Origin of the sequence: Mycobacterium intermedium, from assembly GCF_002086275.1 — a bacterium.
GTDB lineage: Bacteria > Actinomycetota > Actinomycetes > Mycobacteriales > Mycobacteriaceae > Mycobacterium > Mycobacterium intermedium.
The window spans coordinates 1-24038 of record NZ_MVHT01000098.1 but is presented as its reverse complement, the minus strand read 5'-3'; the positions used below and the strand labels follow the sequence as shown (position 1 = coordinate 24038).

At 64.6% G+C, this 24038-nt stretch carries 23 protein-coding genes and 1 pseudogene; 12 read left to right on the top strand and 12 right to left on the bottom strand.

Annotation, left to right across the window (positions count from 1 at the left end; genetic code table 11):
* Window positions 1-267: 267 nt before the first annotated feature.
* Complete coding sequence (locus BST27_RS25500; RefSeq protein WP_069422676.1) at window positions 268-708, top strand: DUF5994 family protein; 441 nt, start codon at window positions 268-270, stop codon at window positions 706-708.
* 26 nt (window positions 709-734) lie between these two features.
* Here BST27_RS25500 and BST27_RS25495 read toward each other — a convergent pair whose 3' ends face one another.
* Window positions 735-2174 (bottom strand): amidase, encoded by a 1440-nt coding sequence (locus BST27_RS25495; protein WP_079220083.1) that lies wholly within the window; start codon window positions 2172-2174, stop codon window positions 735-737.
* Window positions 2175-2227: 53 nt separating this feature from the next.
* Here BST27_RS25495 and BST27_RS25490 point away from each other — a divergent pair, with 53 nt between their 5' ends.
* Window positions 2228-2584 carry an SgcJ/EcaC family oxidoreductase gene (locus tag BST27_RS25490; RefSeq protein WP_069422249.1) on the top strand — a complete coding sequence of 119 codons (357 nt, stop codon included), beginning with the start codon at window positions 2228-2230 and terminating at the stop codon, window positions 2582-2584.
* Window positions 2585-2599: 15 nt separating this feature from the next.
* Here BST27_RS25490 and BST27_RS25485 read toward each other — a convergent pair whose 3' ends face one another.
* On the bottom strand, window positions 2600-2893 hold the full coding sequence (locus BST27_RS25485; RefSeq protein WP_069422250.1) for a hypothetical protein: 294 nt from the start codon (window positions 2891-2893) through the stop codon (window positions 2600-2602).
* A gap of 53 nt (window positions 2894-2946) precedes the next feature.
* Entirely contained in the window at window positions 2947-3933 is a 987-nt protein-coding gene (gene ligD / locus BST27_RS25480; RefSeq protein ID WP_069422251.1) for a non-homologous end-joining DNA ligase, read from the bottom strand.
* 115 nt (window positions 3934-4048) lie between these two features.
* Between ligD and BST27_RS25475 the strand changes: the two genes are divergently transcribed.
* Entirely contained in the window at window positions 4049-5296 is a 1248-nt protein-coding gene (locus tag BST27_RS25475) for a cytochrome P450 (RefSeq protein WP_069422252.1), read from the top strand.
* On the opposite strand, the gene BST27_RS34065 is transcribed toward BST27_RS25475, so the two are convergent.
* The 3 genes and pseudogenes from BST27_RS34065 to BST27_RS25465 all read right to left on the bottom strand — a co-directional run bounded on the left by BST27_RS34065 (window position 5293) and on the right by BST27_RS25465 (window position 6985).
* Entirely contained in the window at window positions 5293-5484 is a 192-nt protein-coding gene (locus BST27_RS34065) for a hypothetical protein (RefSeq protein WP_069422253.1), read from the bottom strand. The genes BST27_RS25475 and BST27_RS34065 overlap by 4 nt on opposite strands.
* A gap of 35 nt (window positions 5485-5519) precedes the next feature.
* Window positions 5520-5645 (bottom strand): annotated as a pseudogene (locus tag BST27_RS34060) (acyl-CoA dehydrogenase family protein); the annotation flags it as partial.
* A gap of 161 nt (window positions 5646-5806) precedes the next feature.
* Window positions 5807-6985 carry an acyl-CoA dehydrogenase family protein gene (locus BST27_RS25465; RefSeq protein ID WP_069422254.1) on the bottom strand — a complete coding sequence of 393 codons (1179 nt, stop codon included), beginning with the start codon at window positions 6983-6985 and terminating at the stop codon, window positions 5807-5809.
* Between the two features lie 157 nt (window positions 6986-7142).
* On the opposite strand from BST27_RS25465, the gene BST27_RS25460 reads away from it, so the two are divergent.
* From BST27_RS25460 to BST27_RS25450, 3 genes are all read left to right on the top strand, one after another.
* On the top strand, window positions 7143-8417 hold the full coding sequence (locus BST27_RS25460; protein ID WP_414467507.1) for a hypothetical protein: 1275 nt from the start codon (window positions 7143-7145) through the stop codon (window positions 8415-8417).
* Between the two features lie 477 nt (window positions 8418-8894).
* Window positions 8895-9698 carry a mycofactocin-coupled SDR family oxidoreductase gene (locus tag BST27_RS25455; protein ID WP_069422256.1) on the top strand — a complete coding sequence of 268 codons (804 nt, stop codon included), beginning with the start codon at window positions 8895-8897 and terminating at the stop codon, window positions 9696-9698.
* A gap of 40 nt (window positions 9699-9738) precedes the next feature.
* Complete coding sequence (locus BST27_RS25450) at window positions 9739-11307, top strand: long-chain-fatty-acid--CoA ligase (RefSeq protein ID WP_069422257.1); 1569 nt, start codon at window positions 9739-9741, stop codon at window positions 11305-11307.
* A gap of 21 nt (window positions 11308-11328) precedes the next feature.
* Here the strand turns inward: BST27_RS25450 and BST27_RS25445 are convergent, their stop codons facing one another.
* The 4 genes from BST27_RS25445 to BST27_RS25430 all read right to left on the bottom strand — a co-directional run bounded on the left by BST27_RS25445 (window position 11329) and on the right by BST27_RS25430 (window position 16490).
* Window positions 11329-13440 carry a catalase gene (locus BST27_RS25445; protein ID WP_069422258.1) on the bottom strand — a complete coding sequence of 704 codons (2112 nt, stop codon included), beginning with the start codon at window positions 13438-13440 and terminating at the stop codon, window positions 11329-11331.
* A 95-nt stretch (window positions 13441-13535) separates the two neighbouring features.
* Window positions 13536-14096 carry a nuclear transport factor 2-like protein gene (locus BST27_RS25440; RefSeq protein ID WP_069422259.1) on the bottom strand — a complete coding sequence of 187 codons (561 nt, stop codon included), beginning with the start codon at window positions 14094-14096 and terminating at the stop codon, window positions 13536-13538.
* A 191-nt stretch (window positions 14097-14287) separates the two neighbouring features.
* On the bottom strand, window positions 14288-15649 hold the full coding sequence (locus BST27_RS25435) for an adenylate/guanylate cyclase domain-containing protein (RefSeq protein ID WP_069422260.1): 1362 nt from the start codon (window positions 15647-15649) through the stop codon (window positions 14288-14290).
* Window positions 15650-15674: 25 nt separating this feature from the next.
* Window positions 15675-16490 (bottom strand): MBL fold metallo-hydrolase, encoded by an 816-nt coding sequence (locus BST27_RS25430; protein ID WP_139805362.1) that lies wholly within the window; start codon window positions 16488-16490, stop codon window positions 15675-15677.
* A gap of 127 nt (window positions 16491-16617) precedes the next feature.
* Here BST27_RS25430 and BST27_RS25425 point away from each other — a divergent pair, with 127 nt between their 5' ends.
* The 3 genes from BST27_RS25425 (at window position 16618) to BST27_RS25415 (ending at window position 19851) form a co-directional block, all read left to right on the top strand.
* Window positions 16618-17817, top strand: coding sequence for a mechanosensitive ion channel family protein (locus BST27_RS25425; protein WP_069422268.1), 1200 nt, complete (start codon window positions 16618-16620; stop codon window positions 17815-17817).
* Window positions 17818-17909: 92 nt separating this feature from the next.
* Complete coding sequence (locus BST27_RS25420; protein WP_069422261.1) at window positions 17910-18884, top strand: YihY/virulence factor BrkB family protein; 975 nt, start codon at window positions 17910-17912, stop codon at window positions 18882-18884.
* A 34-nt stretch (window positions 18885-18918) separates the two neighbouring features.
* A complete protein-coding gene (locus BST27_RS25415) occupies window positions 18919-19851 on the top strand; it encodes an LLM class F420-dependent oxidoreductase (RefSeq protein ID WP_069422269.1) in 933 nt (310 codons plus the stop codon).
* A 12-nt stretch (window positions 19852-19863) separates the two neighbouring features.
* Here BST27_RS25415 and BST27_RS25410 read toward each other — a convergent pair whose 3' ends face one another.
* Window positions 19864-20655 carry an adenylate/guanylate cyclase domain-containing protein gene (locus tag BST27_RS25410; protein ID WP_069422262.1) on the bottom strand — a complete coding sequence of 264 codons (792 nt, stop codon included), beginning with the start codon at window positions 20653-20655 and terminating at the stop codon, window positions 19864-19866.
* 195 nt (window positions 20656-20850) lie between these two features.
* Between BST27_RS25410 and BST27_RS25405 the strand changes: the two genes are divergently transcribed.
* The 3 genes from BST27_RS25405 to BST27_RS25395 all read left to right on the top strand — a co-directional run bounded on the left by BST27_RS25405 (window position 20851) and on the right by BST27_RS25395 (window position 22757).
* Complete coding sequence (locus BST27_RS25405) at window positions 20851-21864, top strand: alcohol dehydrogenase catalytic domain-containing protein (protein WP_069422263.1); 1014 nt, start codon at window positions 20851-20853, stop codon at window positions 21862-21864.
* Window positions 21865-21971: 107 nt separating this feature from the next.
* Window positions 21972-22358: a DUF4189 domain-containing protein gene (locus tag BST27_RS25400; RefSeq protein WP_069422264.1), complete on the top strand. Its 387-nt coding sequence runs from the start codon at window positions 21972-21974 to the stop codon at window positions 22356-22358.
* Window positions 22359-22487: 129 nt separating this feature from the next.
* Window positions 22488-22757 (top strand): DUF4242 domain-containing protein, encoded by a 270-nt coding sequence (locus BST27_RS25395; protein ID WP_069422265.1) that lies wholly within the window; start codon window positions 22488-22490, stop codon window positions 22755-22757.
* Window positions 22758-22760: 3 nt separating this feature from the next.
* On the opposite strand, the gene BST27_RS25390 is transcribed toward BST27_RS25395, so the two are convergent.
* The coding region (locus BST27_RS25390; protein WP_211285324.1) for a helix-turn-helix transcriptional regulator at window positions 22761-24038 on the bottom strand (1278 nt) is incomplete at its 5' end.

Here is a 24038-nt window from a genome sequence, read left to right as displayed (position 1 = left end):
CCCATCATGCCCACCACCAGCCGGTATCAAGATCAAGATCTCAGCCCGCCACCGCAGGGTCGATCGGTGGATTCAGGTTTAGTGCACAAACTTACGCAGAACCGACCACGAAACCACAGGTCAAACCCCTACGCGCATCACCAACCCAAAATCGTGAGCCAAGTCAGGTAGGATCTGCATATCGGCGATATGTTGCGCGCGACCAGCTGAGATTGCGTCATCGCCGATCAATTAACGGCCGCGTCACGGCCAAGATGGGAGCGTCATATGACGCGACAACGAGGCCAACCCGTAACAGGCTCGACGTACACACCTCCCGAGAACACCCCACGCCTACGCCTGAAGCCCAAAGCGCCCACGTGCGGGTATGTAGATGGCGCATGGTGGCCGCACAGTGACGACCTCCCGAATGAACTTCCGGACTTGCTGAACGTGCTGTCCGTACGGCTTGGCCCGATCGAACGCGTGCTGTACAACCTCGCCGAATGGTCTACTGCCCCAACCAAATTACGTCTTGGAGGGCGTGTCGTCCGGCTCGCCGGCTTTTTCCGGCAACGCGCCAGTACCGTCGAAGTGGTCGGCGCGAACCAAAGGATCGTCTTGTTGGTGATACCCCCGTACACCGACCCGGAGCAAGCCCATGAATCCATGATGGCCGCCGCAGCTCCGAACAACGACTCGACGATCGACGGCTTGCTCCAGCGGTAGCGCCACGGCGCGCTTAAGACGAGTCGCTACAGACTGGGATGATACGAAGCCCAGGGGTGGGCAGATTCCAGTTGCGCCGCAACCCGGATGAGAACATCCTCCCGCCCATAAGCAGCGGCGAGTTGCACGCCAATGGGCAGGCCGTCGGCGTTGCGGTGCAAGGGCAGGCTGATCGCGGGCTGTCCGCTCATGTTGTACGGCGGCGTGAACGCCGCGAATTGCCCACCGCGGCGGTTCAGTGCGTTGGGGTTTTCGGGGTCGCTCTCGAAATCCGACAGCGGCACCGGCGGTTCGGACACCGTCGGCGTGAGGAGCAAATCCCACCCGTCCGCCCACCACTGCTGCAGCGCACGTCTGAAGGTGTAGATCGCCGACTGGGCCGCCGCGTAGTCGACCGCGCTGAACCGCTGCGCATGGTGAGCCAGGACCCAATTCACCGGTTCGACGTCCGCTGCGGTGACCTCCCGTCCGATCGTCTCGCTGATCCCGCGGATCGCCAGAGCCATCTGCGTACACCACAGCGCCATGAACTTCTTGGTCAACGTGGTGTCGGCCAGGCAGGCCGGCCACGCTGGCTCCACGATGTGCCCGAGTCCTTCCAGCATCGAACCCGCGGACCGCACCGCCGCGACGCAGTCTTGATGCAGGAAGTCACCGCGCGGATGCACGTCGAGCAACCCGATGCGCAGCCGGCCAGGATCGGCGCCCACTTCCTCGAGGTACGGGCGCTGCGGTGCGGGGGCGATCACCGAGTCACCGATGCCCGGGCCGCGGACCGCGTCGAGCAACCCCGCCGTGTCCCGCACCGTGCGGCTCACACACAGTTCGACACCCAAACCCACCTCGGCCCGGGCGGGCCCGACCGTGATCCGCCCCTGGCTCGTCTTCAGGCCAACCAACCCGCAGCACGACGCCGGGATGCGGATGCTGCCGCCCCCGTCTGAGGCGTGGGCAAACGGAACCATTCCGGCGGCCACGGCCGCCGCGGCGCCGCCGCTGGACCCTCCCGGAGTGCGTTCTGATGCCCACGGGTTGCGCGTCGGCCCCCAGGCGATCGGCTGCGTGGTCGGCAAGCTCCCGAATTCGCACGTATTGGTCCGCCCGGCGATGACGAGCCCGGCTTTTTTGAATCGGGACACCAGCGTGGTGTCGGCCGTATCGATCCTGCCCGCTTCTTTCAACGCAACATTGCCGTTGGACATCGTTTGGCCGGCGAAGTTGGTGTAGAGATCCTTGAGCAAAAACGGCACGCCGCGAAACGGGCCGGCGGGCAGAGCCGGATCCGCGGCGATCAACCGGGCATGTTCGAACCATTCGATGACCACCGCGTTCAACTGCGGATTAAGCCGCTCGATCCGCTCGATCGCCGCTTCCAGCAGCTCGCTCGGACTGATTTCACCCTCGGCCACCAGGGCCGCTTGCTCTGTGGCGTCCATCCACCGCGTCTCGTCGGCAAGGCCAGTCATGGTATGGGTCTACCACGGAGCGTTGTAGCGTTCTGCAAAAGGGGAAGGACGAGATGAGCGAAGAAGTACTGCGCGGCGTGATGGACCAATGGAAAGCCGGGATCGATGCGCACGAACCGCAGCGAGTGGCCGCGCTTTTCGCCGAAGACGCCATTTTTCAGGGGCTGCGTCCGTACAGCGTTGGCAGGCAAGCCGTTCACGACTATTACGACTCCCAACCTCGCGGCATGACGGTCTCCTACCGCATCCTGCAATCGCGTCGAATCGCCGAAGATACGGTACTCGGTTACCTCAACGCGGACTTCACTTTTCCCGATCCACCCAATCTCAGTGTGCGCATCGGTGTGCTGATGACGAGTGCCGATGACGGCTGGCAGATCAGGTTCTACCAGGCGTCGGTGTTCGGCTGACGTTCTCGCAGTCGGTCAGTCCGACGATGGGTCGATGTCCACGACGAAGCCCCGATTAGCCTGCAAGCGTTTTGCGACCGCCAACGCAACCCGAACGTCGGTGGGCGCCTTTTCCTTATCGCCGGTCGATGCGGTGAGTGCGAGCGCGATCATCACATCGGCATAGGTGATAAAGAGCCCAAACCAGTACGCCCACTTCATATTCGGATCAGGTTGCGACGCGAAGAAGATGATCAGGAAGATCGGCCCGACGATCCCGAAGACAAAGATCATCGCCTGGATGCCGAGGTACCGCTTGAACGTGGACACTTCACACACTCCCCTCACCCTGCCGGGCGAAGGCAGCATACCGCGCGCCGCCGTTACCCGTTGACCTCGTCGGCCTTCGTCGACCCCTGGTCGACCCGTCGCGCCCGGGCACGACGCTTCCCCTCATGCATCGCCGCAACCCGCGGGACCGGGATGGTGCGTCCACGCTCGATGAGGTCGCTCGGCAGCCTTTGCGGTGCAGGCATGGAGTCCATCCACGGTTTGCGCCCGGACATTGCCGCCAGTGCCGTATGCACCGTGAAATCGGCCGGACTGACGCGGTCGAGATCCGCCCAGTCCAACGGGAACGAAACCGGGGTGCCCGGGCGCAGCCGAGGGCTGTAGGCGGCGGCAACCGTGGCGCCCCCGGCGCGGGTCGAATCGATGAATACCTTGCCGCCGCGATCCTCGACGATGAAAGCCGTTGTGGCCAAGGAGGGGTCGATCGCTTCGGCGCGCGCGGCGAGCGCGCGGGTGGCCGCCGCGACGTCGTCGACCGGAGCGCTGTCATCGATCGGCACGAACACGTGCAAACCCTTCGCGCCACTGGTCTTGATCGCACCGGCCAGCCCGCAATCGGACAGCGCCTGCCGTACCAGGTAGGCGGCCTTGACCACCGCGGCGAAGTCATCGTCGGCCGGCGGGTCAAGGTCGAGCACCAGATGGGTGGGCCGATAGATGTTGTCGGCCAGGCCCAACGTCGGGTGGTATTCGACCGCACGCTGGTTTGCCAGCCATAACAGGGTGCGCCTGTCGTTGCAGAGCGGGTAGTGCACTTCCCGGTGTGAGGCCTCCGCCCAGATGGACACGGTTCGCACCCAGTCGGGGGTGTATTTGGGGACGTTCTTCTGCATGAACGGCGCGCGGCCGCGCAGCACCCGCAGCACGGTGAGCGGCCGGTCGACCAGCCCCGGCAACATCCGGTCGGCGACCGCGTCCAGGTAATTCACCAGGTCACGCTTGGTGGCGCCGGCATTGGGCGTCAAAGGCTGATCCAGGTTGGTCAGGTCCACCCCCGCGCGCTGTTCCCCGGCGCTCATTTGCCCAGACTACGTGCTGACCGGGTATCGCCTCGGGCGCTGTGGCCGGGTCCATTTGCTTGGTCGCGCGGAACTGTAGGGCTACCATCGCGAAAAGCGTTCGAGGGAGCACGCAATGGCAGCGCCGCAAATACCGCCAGGCTTCGATTTCACCGACCCGGACATCTACGCCGAACGGTTGCCGGTGGAGGAGTTGGCCGAGCTGCGACGGGCGGCACCCATCTGGTGGAACGCGCAGCCTCCCGACAAAGGCGGTTTCGGTGACGGCGGCTTCTGGGTAGTGAGCAAGCACCGCGACGTGCGCGAGGTCTCGCTGCGCAGCGACGTGTTCTCCTCGGCCGCGAAGTCGGTGGTGCCCCGCTATAAGGTGACCGGCGGCGGTGGCCAGATCGAAGCCGGCCGAGCGTCGATGATCATGATGGACGATCCGGAGCACAGTCGGTTGCGCAAGATCGTCTCCCGTGGCTTCACGCCTCGTGCCGTGGCGCGGCTGCGTGCCGAACTCGACGAGCGCGCACGAAGGATAGCCGCGGAGGCCGCGGCGGCGGATTGCGGCGATTTCGTACTCCAAGTGGCCCGCGAGTTGCCATTGCAGGCGATCGCCGGACTGCTAGGGGTTCCGGAGGAAGACCGCGAGAAGCTCTTTGACTGGTCCAACCGGATGATCGGCGACGACGATCCCGAGTTCGCCGAGTACGATGCGTTGGGCTCTGCAGGCGAAATGATGTGGTATGCAATGCAATTGGCGGCACGCAAGGCGGGAGCAGAGGGTTCGCGCCCACAGCACGGCGATCAAGACATCGTCACCACACTGATGGATGCCGACGCGGACGGTCAACTCACCGAGGCCGAATTCGGCATGTTCGTCGTCACGCTTGCCATCGCGGGCAACGAGACCTCACGCAATTCGATCACCCAAGGCATGATGGCGTTCACGGAATTCCCCGACCAATGGGAACTGTTCAAGGCGCAACGCCCGAAAACTGCCGCAGACGAGATCATTCGCTGGGCCTCGCCGATCACGGCGTTTCAACGCACCGCACTTGCCGACACCGAGCTCGGTGGCGTGCAGATCAAGAAGGGGCAACGGGTGGTGTTGTTCTACCGCTCGGCGAACTTCGACGAAGATGTCTTTGACGACCCTTTCACCTTCAACATCCTGCGAAGCCCCAATCCGCACTTGGCCTTTGGCGGCACCGGAGCGCACTACTGCATCGGCGCCAACCTCGCTCGTATGACGATCGACCTCATGTTCAACGCGATTGCCGACCACATACCTGCTCTGACGCCAGTCGGGAAACCCGAACGGTTGCGGTCGAGCTTCATCAACGGCATCAAGCACTGGCAGGTCGAGTATCACTAACCTCGTTCGGCGTAGCTGCGCCCCCGCTCGGCCCGCTCCCACAGCACACCGTCACCACCGGTAATGCCCTCCTGGATGAGCTCGCGCTTGAGGATCTTGTTGGTCGCGGTCTGTGGCAGCGCGGCGTTGATGCGCACGTACCTCGGCCATGCCCGCGCGCAGACCCGGACGCCAGCTCCGGCAGCCACCTGGCGCGCGCACCGGGGCCGCCCAGCCAATCGATGGCCAAGGCCGCAATCACTGTGCTGTGAACAACGTTGGGGCACAACGTTCGTCCGGCTTCAAGGCTGAAGACGCCCACGTCCGACAGGTATCCGCCGGAGCCGCCGTGCCTTTCGTCGATCGCCAACCCGAGCAGCCCCGCCCGCCAGCGCCTTCCACAGCCGTTCGGGCATGCGGTCGGCCTGAGGACCGCGCGCAAGGGTCGCCGGGCACTCGGCAGCCAGCAGACTGCGGCACAACGCTGCCAAATCGCGTTCGTCCGGCGAGGGAATCAACTTCATACGTCCGTCACCGCCCGTAGGAAGGCATGCCATGACCGCGCTGCGCGATCACATCCCGCAGCACCTCGTTGGTGCCGCCACCGAAGCGCATCAACGGCGACACCCGATAGAGGCGTTCGAAGAATCCATCACCCGGCGCAGCCGGGGCGCGGTGGGCCATCAACCCGTCCGGGCCGAGCAGATCGATCGCCAAATCGGCGATGCGTTGGCGCAATTCGCTGGTGAAGATCTTCTCGACACTGACCTCGACGGACGGGATGCTTCCGCCGTCAAGCAGCGAAGCGGCCTCGTAGCCCATCAATGTGGCGACTTCGACGTCCGCGTCGGCCTGGGCCAGACGCCGGCGAAACACCGGATCATCACCCGGCACGGCGCCGTCCCGCAGCGGCACGGCAGCCAACGCAATCAGCTCGTTGAGCGCCCGGCGCAGGTCGCCGGCGTTGGTCAGCGCGCCGCGCTCTAGATCGAGAGCTCCGGTGATATAGGTCCAACCCTTGTTGACCTCGCCGATCAAATTGGTGACGGGCACTCGGACGTCGTTGAAAAACGTTTCGTTGGTTCGATACCCGGACCACGCGTAGAGGGGCCGGATCTCGATGCCGGGACTGTCGATCGGGACCATGAGCACCGAGATTCCCCGGTGCCGACGCGCCTCGGGATCGGTGCGGACGCAAAGCCATTCGTGCGTGCAGCGCTGGGCGCCGCTGTTCCAGATCTTGGATCCGTTGATCACCCACTCGTCACCGTCGCGCACGGCACGGGTGCGCAAGCTGGCCAGGTCGGTACCCGCGTTGGGCTCCGAATAGCCGACAGCGCAAACCAATTCGCCCCTGGCGATGGGAGGCAGGAACTCCTTCTTGTTCTGCTCGGTGCCGTGGCGCATGATCATCGGGGCCACCGACGTCACGGTGAGATCGGGACCGGGCACACCGGCGTACTCGAACTCGCTCATCAGCAGGTGCTGATGCATGGCCGTCAGCCCCAAACCGCCGTACTCGGTTGGCCAGTTCAGGCCGAACCAGCCCCGCTCGCCGATCTTGCGGCGGAATGCCGCCACCTCGCCGTCGGGGTACTCGAGACCGTGCGCGGCGATCTCGGCCTTGAGCGCAGGGGTCGCATTTTGCCGAAGAAACTCCCGCACCTCCGACAGCCACTCCCGCTGCCCGGTGTCGAGTTCAAAGTCCATACCTGCCCCTTTGCAGGTCAGCTGACCGCTCGATTCGCGCTAACCACCTACCGCCTCTAGGCTCAATATTCACAGAACATAGCGGGGGGAATCGCTGATGGGTCTGAACACGGGGATATCTGCGTCCCGATGCGGAGTCGTAACACTGACGACGGCCGTGGCTTTGGGCGTTGCCGCATGTTCGTCGACGGTGGCCCCACCTGCGGCCGGCCCGACGACTTCGGCGGCGAATTCGACGGCCAAAGCCGCCCCCGCACCAGTTGTGCCGGTGACCCCGACGGCTACCAGGACCAATCCGCTGGCAAAAGATTGGAAAGTCTACGGCGGAACCGTCTATTACGGGTGCCCCGAACGATTCACCCTCGGCGGCTCGGCGCTGGACACAATTCGACCCAAAGTATTCGACACCAAATCCGGCGAATTGGTGTCCCCGGCGGTACCGGTGGCTCCCGCCGGCGTCCAAATCACCGGTGCCGCGTGCGCGCTGACCGGCACCACCGACAACGCCAAGGTGGCATATCTGGTCACCACGCTCACCCACGCGCAGCCCGACGTCACCAAGACGATCGCCTACGTATTTGATCTCAACTCGAACCAGCCCCTGGTGACCAAAGAACTCCAGCCGCCGAATCCAGACGTCAGACTGGCGGCACCCAAGAACTGGGGTTTCGCCGGAACAGCGTCCGGTGTGCTGTGGACCAACGCCTTCGCCGGATCCCCAAGGACCGTTGTTCTTTCCAACACCGACCTGGCGACCATGTGGGACGACCCGCAGTCCGGGCAGGCCTGGCAGGACGTTATTTCGTTCCAGCGCAACACCGAAGGCCGGACGGCCGGAGCGGAATTGCGGCTGCCGTCGGGCGATGCGATTCATCAGGACAACGACATTTGGACCGTTGACGAGGAACTATCCGACGGGCCCGACCGGCTCGTCAAGATCACCCGCCGGGACGGGTCAAATCCGCCGGTGATCTCCACGGTGTTTTACGACCTCAACTCCAGATCGATAATCAGGTTCGGCGATGCCGACCGGATATCCGGCGGGGGTTTGACGGCGACATTGGTTGACGGACAGCTGTTCATCGACGGCCACAATTCTGGGACGTCAGATTTCGGCTTCGGGGTGTGGAATCTGCGCACGCAGCATTGGGACCTCCAGATGAATCGAGACGAGGCCAAGCAATTGGCGATCACCAAAGTGGCGTATTTCGCTGGGCACCTCTACCTGACCAGCGAGGGCGGCAAGTATTCAACGATCGTCCTGCCGGACACCGCCCCGGTCCGATCGTCCTGGGCCGTACGACCCTTCGGACGGATCTCCGGGTGGACGCTGGTCTGCCAAGGCGAGACGGCGGAGCCCGCGAAGGGCGAGTGCCAGCAAATCGTATTGGTGAAAGACCAGGACGGTCACTATCCGGGTCCGTGGACGTAATCACCGCCTGCGTCGCGGCGAATGCTCTCACGGCGCGCCTAACCCTGTAGCAGTCAAGACGGGTTCGATAGAAACGTTCTTACTGGTACGCGGCGGGCCTGGCGGTGGCTTTCGAGTCCCTTCTCAGGCTAGGATGTGATCCAGCTCACGACATAGGCGTCGAGGAGGCGGTTCCGGTGATCGCTCCGAAGACGCTGATTGCGGTGATGGCGGCAGTGGTCGCGGTAACCATGGCAAACGTCCCGGCCGCACCTGCCGACCCTCCTGGCCGGCCAGCAGAGGAAGACGGTTTGCTGTTGCCGCGGCAGGCGGCCCCGCCGCCGCTTCGCGGAGCCCAAGGGTGCATCCGAGGTGCTTGCATACCCAAGCCAAAACAACGCCCACATCGCTAGCGCCAAACATCCTTCACCGCAGCTATTTTCGCAGCCGAGGGCGACCCCGGGACTCCAGTAACCGAGGCTGCTAACGTGACCGTCCATGGGTGCGTTGGATGGACGGGTTGCATTGATCACCGGTGGGGCCCGCGGGCAGGGACGCGCGCACGCATTGGCCCTGGCCGCGGAGGGTGCCGACATCGTTGCGGCCGACGCACCGGGTCCGATGGCAGGCCTCACGTACCCATTGGGCACCGAGGACGACCTGCATGAGACCGCCAAGCTCGTCGAGGAGCTCGGGCGACGCTGCCTGCCGATATCGGTCGACGTGCGCGACCCAGGGCAGGTTGACGCCGCCGTCCAGCAAACGGTGACCGACCTGGGCAGCCTCGACATCGTGGTTGCCAACGCCGGCATCGTCAGCACCGGACCCCTGCACGAGGTCAGCGACGAGATGTGGCGACAGCTGGTCGACACGAACCTGACCGGCGTTTTTCACACCCTGCGGGCGGCCATACCGGTGATGCGTCGCCAGCAGTTCGGCCGGGTCGTCGTCACATCGTCCATGGGCGGGCGCATGGGCATCCCGGATCTCGCCGCGTACAACGCCACCAAGTGGGGGATCATCGGACTGGCCAAGTCCGTGGCCCTGGAAGTCGCCAAGGAAGGCATCACCGTCAACGTCGTGTGCCCGACCACCACGCAAACGCCGATGGTGCAGCCCACTGGCGGTGAGGACGTGCCGGACGACTTGGTGCGCCGCATGATGAAGGCCAACCCGATACCGCGGCCCTGGCTGCAACCCGAGGATGTCAGCCGCGGGGTGGTGTACCTGGTCAGCGACCCGGGGGTCATCACCGGCAGCGTCCTCGAGATCGGCCTCGGCGGCAGCGCAAGAATCCACTGATCCACTAGTCGACACGCGCCCGACATGGAAGGCTAACGTCATGCCTGACCTCGCTGAACCTCGCTTTCTCGACGACCGTCTGGCCCACTGGGCTGCCACGACGCCCGATGACGAGGCGGTCGACTATCTTGACCGCAAGTGGACCTGGGCCGAGTGGAACGACAGGGTGCGCCGGTTGGCCGGTGCGTTGACCGAACTCGGCATCACGCGCGGCGATTCCGTGGCATTCCTGGACAAGAATCATCCGGCGTGCGTCGAGTTGACGTTCGCGGCCGCATCACTGGGTGCGGCCAACGCGATCATCAACTTCCGGCTGGCGGCCAACGAACTCGATTACGTGCTCAACGACTCGGGCGCCAAGGTGCTCGTCGTCGGTTCGGAGCTCAAGCCGAACATCGAGAAGATCCGCGACTCGCTCACCAATGTCGAGCACGTCATCGAGGTGACGCCCGACGGCGCCGAGGGCGACGAGTATGAGGCTCTGTTGGCCAAGTCGACACCCGTCGGCCGCTCGCCCGACGTCGAACCCGACGACGTGTGCATCATCATGTATTCGTCCGGCACCACGGGCCGCCCCAAGGGCGTCATGCTGACGCAGGCCAACCTGATCGCGCACACGGTCAACGCCGGCCAGGGTTTCAATGTCCAGCCGGGCGACAAGAACATGGTGTCGATGCCGCTGTTCCATGTCGGCGGCTCGTCGTACGCACAGATCGGTATCCACAACGGCGTACCGAGCGTGATGACCCGTGACGTCGATGGGATGACGCTTGCCGGCGCGATCCTGAAGGGCGCTAACAGAACATTCTTGGTGCCCGCGGTGCTCGCAAAAGTGTTGGACTCCGGTGAAGACGCGGTGAAGCTGTTCAGCGCGCTGAAAACGTATGCCTACGGTGCGTCGCCGATGCCGCTGCCGCTGCTGCGCTCGGCCCTGAAGGCTTGGCCGGACACCGAATTTCTGCAGGTGTACGGCCTCACCGAACTGTGCGGCGCCATCAGTCAACTGCTCCCCGAAGCACACCGCGCCGAGGACCACCCGGAGCGGCTGACAAGTGCGGGCACGGTGGTGCCCAACGCGGAAGTGCGAGTCGTCGACCCGTACACGCTCAAGGATGTGCCGCCGGGCGAGCAGGGCGAATTATGGTTCCGCTCACCGCAATTGATGAAGGGCTATCACAACAAGCCCGAGGCGACCGCCGAGGCGATCACCGAAGACGGGTGGTTCCGCACGGGTGACATCGGCCGCGTCGACGAAGGCGGCTACATCTTCGTCGAGGACCGGCTCAAGGACATGATCATCTCGGGCGGGGAGAACATCTACTCGATCGAGGTCGAGCGGGCGCTTGCCGAACACCCGGCAGTCACCGAGGTCGCCGTCATCGGGGTGCCCGACCCGAAGTGGGGCGAGGTGGTGAAAGCCGTCGTCGCACTGGAAGGCGAGGCCACCGAGGAGGAGCTCATCGCCTTCACCCGCGAGCGCCTGGCGGCCTACAAATGCCCGAAGTCGATCGACATCACAGACGCGCTGCCGCGCAACCCAACCGGGAAGATCCTCAAGAAGGAATTGCGCAAGCCCTATTGGGAAGGCCGCGACCGCGCCACGGTGTAGGCGGGCCGGCACAGGCTTGGGTCAGCGAGCCGGCGCAACCTCCGAAGCCATCACGTCGACGGATCGCTCCCAAACCCGATGCAGCCCAACTGCGCTCGCCAAGGCCGTAACGAAGTTTTTGTCCGCCTTGGCGGCGACGAGCACACCCGGCGCGTCCAGTTCGATGCCGGCGGCGGTGAGCGCCGCCGTACCGTCACCCCACGCGGCGACCGGCTTGCAGTGGCGAAATGCCTCCTGCAGCAACAGAACTAGTTTCAGATCAGCGGTCGGCTTGGTTCCCGCAGCCACGACCACCGCATCGAATTCGACGGACCTCGCGGTCAGCAGGGTCCGCTCGATGATCACGCTGCGGCGTCCGGCTTTCAGCACCCCGCCGATGGGAGCCGTCACCAACGGCGTGGCGTTGAGCCCCAACACGGCGTCGATCAACTTGTTGACCCCGGCCAGATCGGAATCCGGGCCGGCGATGATGCCGATCTTGCGCCCGTCGATCGGACCAGGGGTTTCCACCACCTGCGACAGTGCCGGAGACAGCAGAACATCCTTGGGCGGCTTGCCCTTTGGTGCGGGCAGACCCAGGCCGACGGCCACCTGCTTGCACAGGTCGGCGTCGACATTGGCCAGCACCTGGAGTTCGCGCTCTTTGATCGCCTGCTCGTAGCATTTGCCGAGTTCGAACGTGAACGCCTCAACGATGTGTGCCTTTTCGACCTCGGTGAGGCTGCGATAGAACATGGCCGCCTGGGTGAAGTGGTCCTCGAACGAAGACGGGTTTTCCCGGACGACCGGTCCCTCGACCCGTCGCGGGGTGTGCACATACCCGCCCTCGTCGGCAGCGGCCACCAGCGGCTCACCGTTGTCGATGGAATTCTTCAGGTACGGCGCCTGACCGGTATGAATTGCGGTCTGGTGCATGCCGTCTCGCAACATGTCGTTGACCGGGCAGTGCGGCCGGTTGATCGGCAACTGCGTGAAATTCGGCCCGCCCAGCCTGCTGAGCTGCGTGTCCAGGTAGGAGAACAGCCTCGCCTGCATCAGCGGGTCATTGGTCGGTTCGATACCCGGCACCAGGTGGCCGGTGTGGAAGGCAACCTGCTCGGTCTCGGCGAAGAAGTTGGTGGGATTGCGGTTGAGCGTCAGCTTTCCGATCAGCTTCACCGGGCACAATTCTTCGGGCACGATCTTGGTCGGGTCGAGCAGGTCGATCCCCTCGAAGGTGTGCGTACCGTCGTCCGGCATCACCTGGATGCCCAGTTCGTACTCGAAGAAGGCGCCGGCCTCGATGCTGTCGGCCATGTCGCGGCGGTGAAAGTCGGGATCGCATCCGGCGGTGATCTGCGCTTCTTCCCAGACCTGCGAGTGCACCCCGGCGACCGGCTTCCAATGGAATTTGGCCAGAGTGGTCTTGCCCTTCTTGTCCACGAGACGAAACGTGTGGACCCCGAAGCCTTCCATGGTCCGGTACGAGCGTGGGATGCCACGGTCGCTCATGTTCCAGAACACGTGGTGCGTGGCTTCGGTGTGCAACGACACGAAATCCCAGAAGGTGTCGTGGGCGGATTGCGCCTGTGGAATCTCGCGGTCGGGATGGGGCTTAGCGGCGTGGACTATGTCGGGGAACTTGATGCCGTCCTGGATGAAGAACACCGGCATGTTGTTGCCGACCAAGTCGAAATTGCCTTCGTCGGTGTAGAACTTGACCGCAAAGCCCCGGGTGTCGCGCACCGTGTCGGCCGATCCGCGCGATCCCAACACCGTGGAAAACCGGCAGAACACCTCGGTCTTCTTGCCCTTCCGCGCCAGGAATCCGGCCCTGGTCACCGACGCAGCCGTGCCGTAGGACTCGAAGATGCCGTGTGCCGCCGCCCCCCGTGCGTGGACAACGCGCTCGGGGATGCGCTCATGGTCGAAATGCGTGATCTTCTCGCGAAGATGGAAGTCTTCGAGAAGCGACGGGCCGCGATTACCGGCCTTCAGCGAGTGGTCGGTGTCGGGCAGTCGCACGCCCTGGGCGGTGGTCAGATACCGCCCCGACTGGGCACGCGCATCGAGGCTGCCCGCCTCGCCGTTGGTGTTTCCGGTAGGGCTGGCGGGCCTGGGCGCGCCTTGATCACGCTGGCGACGTGGCGGCATGAGGGTACTCCTGGTGTCTTTTGGTGTCTTTGTTGGCTACGGACGCCCGAGTACCCGAATCCTGTTGCGCTAAGCAACCGGTGCGTCGCCGGCCGTCAGCGCGCGCCGACGAAGTCGCGGAATTCCGCGGGTACCTCCGAAATGTCGACCCTCTTGATGAAATCAGGTGTGGCCACGGCGTTGTAGGTCTCCTCGCCGAGGATGAAGCCGTCGGCATCGAATGGCCAGACGACCAGCATGCGCAACGTCACCAGGTAGAACCCGTCCTGATCATCGACGGGAAAGCCCCGTCGCGCCGCGTCGGCGCCGTGGTAAACCGAACGGATGAAGCCTTCGGTGACGATGGTGTCGTCATCGACGACGATCCGGTCCATTTCCATCTCGAGGCACCACAAGCCGCCTTCGACGATCGTCTTTGCGTAGAAGTCCCGGACCGCATGCCGTCCGACCGGGCTCAAATCCGGAGGTGCTCCCCAGGCGATGTAGCGCGGGTCGGGGCTTAGCGTCGACATCACCAGATCGAGGTCTCGAGTCCGCTCCCCGACGGTGTGGTCCAAGAGTCGCTTGAGCATGAGGAGATGCCGCGGATTGGTTGTCTTGGCGATCCGCTCTTCGATGAGGCGGGACGTCTTGCTCGGGTCGATGATGGCGGTCATGTCTCCCCTTTACAGGCGCAGCGGCTGATGTTTGGAAACCCCTCGGAGCCAACGGAATTCGCAATCCCATGGCAGCAGCCGCCGTGTCCGCCGCGCGGCATCACGGCACCTGACGGACTGTCTGATCAGCGGACACTTACGCAGCATGACATGGCGCGCAACGGGCGTCGAGTGCCTGTTTTGCGGGCTGTTCAGCCTCGCCCGTCGCCGTCGCGCACGGCTAGGACGGGCCAGGTTTCGGGAACGCCCTTCAGGCGGTGGTGGCCGCGGTCGGCGAACGCGATGCGGGAGCCGAGCACTAACGGCGGGATTACGCCCGAGACGAGCACCTCGCCAGGCGCTGCGAGCGCCATGATGCGCGCGGCGATGTGCACCGCGATCCCGTGCACGTCCGCGTCGGCCATCTCCACTTCTCCGGTGTGCAGCCCGGCGCGGATGGTAAGGCCGAGGTCTTCCACCGCATCGCGGATCGCCTGCGCGCAATTGATCGCACGCACGGGCCCGTCGAAGGTCGCGAGCGCGCCGTCACCGGTGAACTTGACGACGGTCCCGCGCGCCCCGGCCACCTGCCGCTCAACGATCCGGTTGTGGGCGGCAAGCTTTGCGGTCCAGGCGTCGTCGCCCAGCTGTGAGGCGAGTTCGGTCGAGCCGACGATGTCGGTGAACAACACCGTGGAGAGCACGCGATTCGACGGTGTGGCGCTGCGACCGCCGGTGAGGAACGACTCGATCTCGTCGAGCACGCGATCCGACTCGCCGGCGAACCACACGTTGTCGTCACCATTGAACTCCACCAGCCGCGCGGTGGGGATGCGCCGGGCGAGGTCCAGCACGTGTTCGCGGTGCACATGACGATCGCCACGCCGCCGCAGCAGCAGAGTCGGCGCTTGGATGCTTTCGACTACTGGCCGAATGTCGGTGTGCAGGAAAAGATTTAGGATCTCTTTGAAGTACCCGGGGCCACCGGAAAGGCGTTCGCCGCGCGCCCACCAGCGCCGCTTCGCGCTGTCATTCGACCAGCTCGGCGCCAAAACGTCGACCACCCCGCCGGCGCCCACAGTCCGCTCGAACACCTCCAGGTATCGCGCGAGCGTCTTCTCCGGCATACCGAAGGGGTGATCGGGGGCCCGCACGTAGCGCGCGAAGGGGCTGACCAGAATCAGTGAACGCACCCGGTGCGGATGTATCGCGGTGAGCACCATCGCGGGCAGCCCGGACTCGGACATCGCGAACACGCAGGCACGCTCGCTCCCGGCCGCGTCGAGCACCGCGATGAGGCCGTCCGTCCAGGACTGCATCGCGGGGCGGTCTGCGATCGCCACCGCATCGGAGCTTCCAACGCCGAGCAGGTCGGTCAGGATCAGCCGACTGAAAGACGCCAACCTGTGTAGGTGTTCGGCCACGACGGGCTCGTCCCACAACAGATCAATCGGAAACGTCGCGGTCAGGACGAAAAGGACGTCGGGGCGCCCGTCTTCGCCATCACCGACGACCTGGTAGGCCACATGATTTTCGCCGTCCCGCGCATACCGCGTTTCGGGAGTCGCCACCATGTCATGAGCATTTCATGACTGGCGTTCATTCCGGTTGCAGGCCGGGCAGAATCCACTGGCCGTGCGGCGCTGTCATCAGTACGTGACCGATGCCGGCATCGTCGAAGGCACGCACGACATCGTCGAGTCCCTCCGTGAAGTGGGCCCAGCCGTCGACATGGGCCGGGATCACCACGCGGGCGGCCAAGATCTCGGCTGCTGCGGCAGCGCGTTCACTGGTCAGCGTCAGCGGCCGGCCGCGTTCCTTGGACGGCACGCTCGCCCGGCCTGCGAACAAGACCGCGACATCGACCGGACCCACCCGTCGAGCGATGGCGACGACCGCGCTGATCGAGGCGTTGTCGCCGCTGAGGTAGACGGTGGGAACGCCCGCGCCGCTCAACACAAAACCGGTGACTTCGCAATTGACACTTCCGGTTTCATCACGTTGCCCGTCGGCTGGACCGTGCACGGCGGGCACCGCTTGAATAGTCAGAGCTGTGGTGTCCCCGGACGCGGGTAGCTCAATCGATTCCCATGGCGCAAGGCCTCGAGCCGGCGCGCCAAGCCGAGCGGCGGCGCCGGGGTGAGTCAGTACCAGCGGCGCCGACAACGCGAAGCGCCGTCCCTGCTCATCGAGATTATCGGGATGCTGGTCATGGCTGATGAGCACGGCATCGACGGGTCCCAGGGTTGCGGGTTGCAGTGCGGGGCCAACGGTTTTCGTGAGATAACCGTGCTCCCCCGCTGCGTCGAACGTCGGATCGATCACCAGCCGTCGGCCCGCGATATCGATCACGGTCGTGGGCCCACCCAGCACGCTGAAACCGAAGCGTTGCCGCTCGCTGTGCACAGCATTCATTCGGACACCTTCTGTGACTTGACTCTCAATTCCAAAAAGCTTCCCGTTTCAGGTTTTTGACAGCAAACGATGGGAAGGCCCTATAGAGCACGATTCTTGCCCTCGATATTCCAGGAGCACATTTTTGTTGACCAAAGCGATCGTGTTCGACTCTGCAACCCAACTGGCCGTCAGTGTCGCATGGGTGGTCATCGCCGTGGCCGCGGCGTACGCCGCCGGCATGGCGTTGTCGTGGCTGCTGCAGCGGATGAAACGCCGCAGCGCGATCATCCATGACCTCGACGTGCTGACACGTGGGGCGCTGCGCGCCACGTTGATGGTGCTCGCGGCCACCACCGCCGTGCACCACACCAAACTCGCCGAGGCGCGTGGCTGGGTCGACCATGCGTTGCTGATCGCGGGAATGGCAACCGGCACCTGGCTGGCGGCCAGTCTGGTCTCGGTCGCGGAACGGCGCGCTATCGCACATTTCGTCGGAACCCAGATGACCGATGCCGACCGGCACCGACGCAAATTGCGAACTCAGATCACCCTGGTGCGCCGGTTGGTGGTGGCCGTCGTGGTCGTGTGCGGTCTGGCCGCGATCTTGATGACGTTCCCGGCGTTCTCCAACGTCGGCAAGACCTTGTTCGCCTCTGCGGGGCTGTTGTCGGTGGTGGCAGGACTAGCCGCCCAAACCTCGCTCGGTGCGGTGTTCGCTGGGATCCAGATCGCGTTCTCTGATGCCATCCGCGTCGGTGACGTCGTGGTGCTCGAGGACGAGTGGGGCCGCATCGAGGAGATCACGCTGACCTACGTTGTCGTGCACCTGTGGGATGAACGCCGCTTGGTGTTGCCTACCACGTACTTCACCAAGACTCCGTTCCAGAACTGGACGCGCAACGCCACCGCGCTGCTGGGCACCGTCGAACTCGACGTCGATTTCAGCGTCTCGCTGGACGACATGCGGGCCGAACTGGACCGGCTGCTGCGATCCAACAAGCTCTGGGATAACCGCGTCGGCGTACTGCAGGTCACCGACGCGGTCAACGGTTATGTGCGCGTGCGCATGCTGGTCAGCGCTTCCGACGCCGGAGCCCTGTTCGATCTGCGCTGCGACGTGCGCGAAGGAATGGTGCAGTGGCTGCAACGCGCGCAGGCCGGCGCGCTGCCTCGACGCCGTATCGAGCCCGCCGCGGTGCACACCTCAAGGCCAAGCGCCACCCCTGCCCGGCAAGCTGCCGACGCTCAGCCGCGCGCGGACTCCGGCCTTTTCAGCGGCAGTTTGGACGCCGAGCAACGGGGGCGCGCCTTCAGCGGCCCCAATGGCGATGCGACCGGTCGCTGACCCCGCCCGCGGTTGAGCCGCCGCGATTGGGGGTATGACCTGGGCAACCCTTCGGAAGGGCGACAGCTTCGGTGTGAATGAAGTGAGCGGCGATGGTCGGCTGGCTGGACAGGCTGCAGCAACGCAACCGCGGCGTGGGGCTGATCGTCGCCGTCGTCTACAAATACCTCGATGACCAGGGCGGTTACCTCGCCGCGCTGATCACGTACTACGCGTTCGTGTCGCTGTTCCCGCTGCTGTTGCTGTTGACCACCGGCCTGGGGGTGCTGCTCGCCGGCCGTCCTGACCTGCAGGCCCAGGTAATGCACAGCGCATTGAGCCAGTTCCCGGTTATCGGCAGCCAACTGCAGCAGCCCGAAGGCCTCAGCGGCGGGACCGTGGCCGTCGTCGTCGGCGTCCTGGGCGCGCTGTACGGCGGGCTCGGGGTCGGGCAGGCGGTGCAGAATGCGATGGACTCGGTATGGGCCGTGCCGCGCAACAAGCGCCGCGACGCGCTGCGGTCGCGGACACGCAGCCTGCTGCTACTGTTGGTGCTCGGCTCGGCGGCCATCGCGTCAACGCTCATTTCCGGCATCGGCCATGCAACCGACTCGCTGGGCATATTCGGCAAGATCGGCGTTGCGTTCGTGGCAGTGGTGATCAACGCGGCGATCTGCTTGGTCGCTTTCAGGCTCACGACGGCCCGCGAACTGAGCTATCGCCAGGTGCTGCCCGGAGCGATCGCGGCGGCATTCATCTGGCAGATTCTGCAGTGGTTCGGCGCCGGCTACGTGGGGCACGTGGTGAAGTCCTCGAGCGCGACCAACAGCGTCTTCGCGCTGGTCCTCGGATTGCTGGCCTTCCTGTTTCTGATCTCGTCCACACTGGTGCTCTGTGCCGAGATCAACGTCGTGGTGGTGGAGCGGCTTTACCCGCGTGCGTTGCTCACCCCGTTCACCGACAACGTGGACCTGACGACGGCTGACCGCAAGACCTACACCAAGAAGGCCAAGGCCGAACGCGTCAAGGGCTTCCAGCGCGTCAGCGTCAAGTTCGACGACCCGAACCGCAAGCCCACCGGCGTGTAATGATCTTGTAGTGCACGCAAATACAGATAAGTCCATCGAGTTTCGCGTTTTTGTCGAGCCACAACAAGGTGCCACCTACGGTGAGCAACTCGCCGTCGCTCAGGCTGCGGAGCGACTCGGCTTCGGCGCCTTCTTTCGCTCAGATCACTACTTTGCGATGAGCGGTGACGGCCTACCCGGGCCAACCGATTCGTGGGTGACACTGGGCGCGATCGCACGCGAGACGTCGAGCATTCGACTGGGCACGCTGGTGACCTCCGCAACCTTCCGCTACCCCGGACCGCTGGCCATCACCGTGGCGCAAGTCGACGAAATGAGCGGTGGCCGAGTCGAATTGGGTTTGGGCAGCGGCTGGTTCGAGCCCGAACACCGGGCCTACGGGATTCCGTTTCCCTCAGTGCGGGAGCGCTTCGACCGGCTCGGCGAACAGCTGGCGATTGTCACCGGGTTGTGGACCACACCGTCGGGCGAGACGTTCGACTACAGCGGCGAGCACTATACGCTCAACGGCTCACCGGCCCTACCCAAGCCGGTGCAATCGCCACACCCGCCGATCGTGATCGGCGGCACCGGCGCCAAGCGCACGCCCGAACTGGCCGCGAAGTATGCAGCCGAATTCAACGTTCCCTTCGTGCCGAAGGATGTTGCCGAGAAGCAGTTCCGACGGGTGGCCGACGCGGTCGAGGCGGCAGGCCGACCGGCGGACTCGATGGTCTACTCGGCCGCCTTCGTGCTTTGCGCCGGCCGCGACGAAGCCGAGGTGGCGCGCCGCGCCGGGGTGATCGGTCGGGAGGTCGACGAGATGCGGTCCAACAGCCCGCTGGTCGGCACACCTGCCGAGATCGTCGACAAGCTCGGCCCGTGGCGGGAATTGGGTGTGCAACGCATCTACGTCCAGACGCTCGACCTCTCCGATCTGGAGCATCTCGAGCTGTTGGCCGAAGAGGTGGTGTCACAGCTGGGCTGACGATCCGTCCGCCTACTGTCCTGAACCAAAGACGTACGCGTGGACGGGCCCCTCGTGTCCGCGCAGTTCTAACGAGCGCTGCGGCGTCCCGTCCGTTTGATCGTCGGCAACTCCAGCAGCAACGAGCAGCTCTCCACCGACGGCATGTTGCTGCATCCGCGCCGCAATATTGACGGGATCACCGAGGGCGGTGAAGTCGACCACGCCATGGCCCACATTGCCCACGTATGCGACACCGGCATTCACGGCCACACCGACCTCGATCCAGGGCTCTTTGCCGGTGCCGTACCCGACCGCCTTGAGCAGCTCCCGCCCCGCTTCGACCGCGCGCCGTCGGTAGTCCGGTCCGCTGATGCCCTTGACGAAGAACGCCATGACCTCGTCGCCGATCAGCTTGTCGATCACGGCGTCGTGTCGCAGCAGGGTCTGCGTGGCGGCACCGTAGAAGCGGTTCAGTAGGGCAGCGAAATCACTTGCGTCACAGCCCTGTCCGAGCGACGTGGACCCTCGGATGTCGGCGAAGAGCACGGCGATGTCCACCTCGGCGCCGCCTGGCGGCAAGGCATCGCAGCAACGGCTGCACAGATTTGGGTTCTTGCGGGACGGTTTGAAACCGGCGACGGCAAGCACACGCCCAGCCGGGCCCCCGAAGGGATTGCTGCACAGCTTGCATCGCGGCGCCGACGGCAGATGGCGAAACACGTGCCGTGCCCTTACCAATGTGGCGTGACCATCCGTCAGCACCTTGTCCCAGAGGGGTGGAACCGTCGGAACGGCGTGAGTTGCGATGTCGGCCATGACCATGCAGACATGATTCGCCGGACGACCCCTGCGACACATGGGGCATCCGCCTCAACATCCACATCGGTTCCCCGGTCTAACTACATCGCGCGGTTTGGGAATTAAATCGACCCGTACCATGCTGGGTAAATCATACTATACCCAGCGGTGCGCTACGGGCCTGTTGGTCCGCAAGTATGCCCAGGAAGGAACAACACCGTGCCGACCTATAACGCATGGCAAGTCACCGGTCATCGCCAATTCGAGTGGGTGCAGCGGGAACTCGTTGAGCCCGCCCCCGGCCAGGTCCGAATCCGCGTCCGGGCCTGCGGCGTGTGCCACAGCGACATGGTTGCCGCAGAGGGTTCATTGCGCGACTCAAGCGTGCCGTTGGTGCCCGGCCACGAGATCGTGGGCGTCGTCGACGCCGTCGGCGAGGGAGTGCGCCGGTTCCAGCTCGGTGACCGGGTGGGTGTCGGCTATCTCGGTGGACACTGCCACGAATGCGAGCCATGCCGCCGTGGGGACTTCGTGAACTGCGAGGACCAGCCCCAGCACGGCTCTACGACCGACGGCGGCTATGCCGAGTACGTTTACGCCCGGGCCAGCGGGGTGGTCGCCATTCCCGACGGACTCGACGACATCGAGGCGGCGCCGCTGTTGTGCGCCGGTCTCACCGTGTACAACGCGCTGCTGGACACCCAGGCGCCGCCGCGCTCGCTCGTCGCCATCCAGGGTTTGGGCGGACTTGGTCACCTCGCCGTGCAGTACGCCAAGGCCCTGGGCTATCAAACCGCTGTGGTCGCTCGCGGCACCGAAAAATCCTCCCTGGCAAGCAAGTTCGGTGCCGACCACTACATCGACAGCAACGTCGAGGATCCCGGCGAGGCGTTGCAGAAGCTCGGCGGTGCCGCCGCCATCGTGGCCACGGCCGCCAGCGGAGCGTCGATGTCGTCCCTCCCGGCCGGGCTGGCGGCCCGCGGCCGCCTGGTGGTCGTCGGCGTCGGACTGGACCCGATCAGCGTGTCGACGGTCGACCTGGTCTTCGGCGGCCGAACCATCACGGGAACGTTGACCGGGTCCGCCATCGAGAACGAAGACAACCTCAAGTTCAGCCTGTCCGCCGGCGTGGAGCCGATGACCGAGGTGATGCCGATCGATCAGGCACCGGCCGCCTACGAACGGATGATGGCGGGCGAGGCGCGTCTGCGAATTGTGCTCACTGTGAGTTGAGCTCTCTGCATACGTGAGTTGGCACCAAGAATTTCCGGAGGATCCGTCAAGTCGCGCGCCTCACCCTGGGTTACTCCCTCAAGCCAGAGACATCGCAAGGACTTCCGATGACCAGTCAACGAATCTATTGCGCGGCCGCCGCGGCCGCAGCTTTGCTGAGCAGCGCTGCCGCCGTGCCACCCACTGCGGCGGCAACGACAGTGGCAGCCAGCCAGCTGTACACGGTGATCGCTTACTCCCCGATCACCGGATACACCGGTTGGGCCAACAATGCCACCGGCATGGAAGAAGCCACCCATCTCGCATTGGGCAATTGCCAGGCACACGGCAGCGGCTGTCAGGTGACATCGTGGGCTCAAAATGGCTGTGCTGCTTTGGCTCTCGGATCTGGCCGGTGGGGCGGCGCGTGGGGCGCCAACGCGGACAGTGCTCGGGCCAACGCGCTGGCCATGGTCCGGGCGGGCCGCATCGTCGAACTGCATTGCACCGGATGAAAATTGCCGGCACCGCCGCCCCGGCTGCTGGTAGTGCGCTGGGGGTTAATGATTTTCCGTTGAGGTATCGAGCGGCAGTTGCGGCCTGTAACTTGACGGGAAGGGCGTGACGATAACTAGGAGTCCAACGTGCCGATATTCATGATCGAGCGCAACTACGCCGACGTGCTGGAACCGAGCCTTGAAACGGTGGACGGGATCAATCGCATCAATGCGGAAGAGAACGTTCGCTGGCTTTACTCGTTTCTGTCAGCGGACAAGCGAAAGACATACTGTCTCTACGAGGCACCGTCGCCGGAGGCTATCAAGACCGCGGCCGCTCGTGCCGGTCTGCCCGCCGACGTGGTCGTGCAGGTGACCGATCGCATCCTGCCGGACGGCGCCTTCACGGATATCTAACGCTCACCCGAGCAGATGGCGCTCGTTGGCGTACATCGCCGCTTGCGTTCGATTCGCCGCACCGGTCTTCAGAAGGATGCTGCGAACGTGGTTGGCGGCAGTGTTGATGCTGATGTAGAGACGCTCGGCGATCGCGCGGTTGCTCAGCCCATCGGCCAGTAGCCGAAGCACTTCAATCTCCCTGTCGGTCAGGCCATCTGGTCCTTGCGGCGCGGAGGTCAACAACGGATCCACCAAGTCAAGGACACGGGATTGGCCGATGGGCGCGGCGATCTCGTGTGCCCGCCCGGCAAGCCGCCGCGCCTCGTCAGTGCGACCGGCAGATGCGGCAAAGAGCGCGGATCGGGCCAGTGTCTCCGCAACATGTACTGGCGCGCCCATCTTCTGGTCCATCTCCAGTGCCGTGGCGAAGTGTCGCTCGGCTGCAGCATCGTCGCCGCCGAGTGCGGCGATCCGGGCGAGATATCGGTCGGCGCTGCCGAACAGCGCGACGAATTGTCCGGCCACCAGGTTCTTCCCGGCATACCGCGCCACGAACGGTCGCAGCGCGTGCAGGGCTTCCCGGTTGCCCAGCTGCAAGGCGGCCTCCACCATGAACACCAGCTCCATCGGCCACTGCGCTTCCTCGGTGTGATCTTGGAGATTGCGAGTCAGCAGGTGGTTCAGTGCGCGGGTCATTCCGCTTTCCGAGCCGAGTTCGGTGTAGAGCGCAAGCAGCCCGGGAACCCAACGGCCGGCAAACGTCTCGCTGCCGTCCACAAACCCGGCGAACCTCTTCAGGTCCCCCGTTTCCCGACGAATCATGAACATCTGCACGCCGTACGAGCCCTCGGTGCCATCTGCGCCGAACGTGTTGCCGGTGTGCAACGCGATGTCGGCCCACCGTTCCGCCCCGGTGAAGTCGCCGCGCAGATACATCAGCGCCTGATTGACGCACGCGCTGACGAAGCCGAAGAAAGGCTGTCCGCAGGCTTGGACCGACCGCTCCAGGTCGGCCGCCGAGGCGGCCAGGTCATCGGGCCGGCCGACTACATAGCTGACCATTGCGCGAAAGTGGCCCACCGAGCCAAGCGCGTCGTAGTCGCGAGAATGCTGCAAGCTGCGCATTATCTCGACCGAACGCTCCAGTTGGCTGTCGGACATTTCCGGGGTGACGCCGTGCCACAAGCTGGCGAGCAGCGCGTGCAGCAATACCGCCGAATCGCCTAACCTCGATTTTTCGTCGAGGGTGATTTCGGTCGGACTTGGCGATGGGGTGCGTGGTGTCTGGGGTTTGTGTGG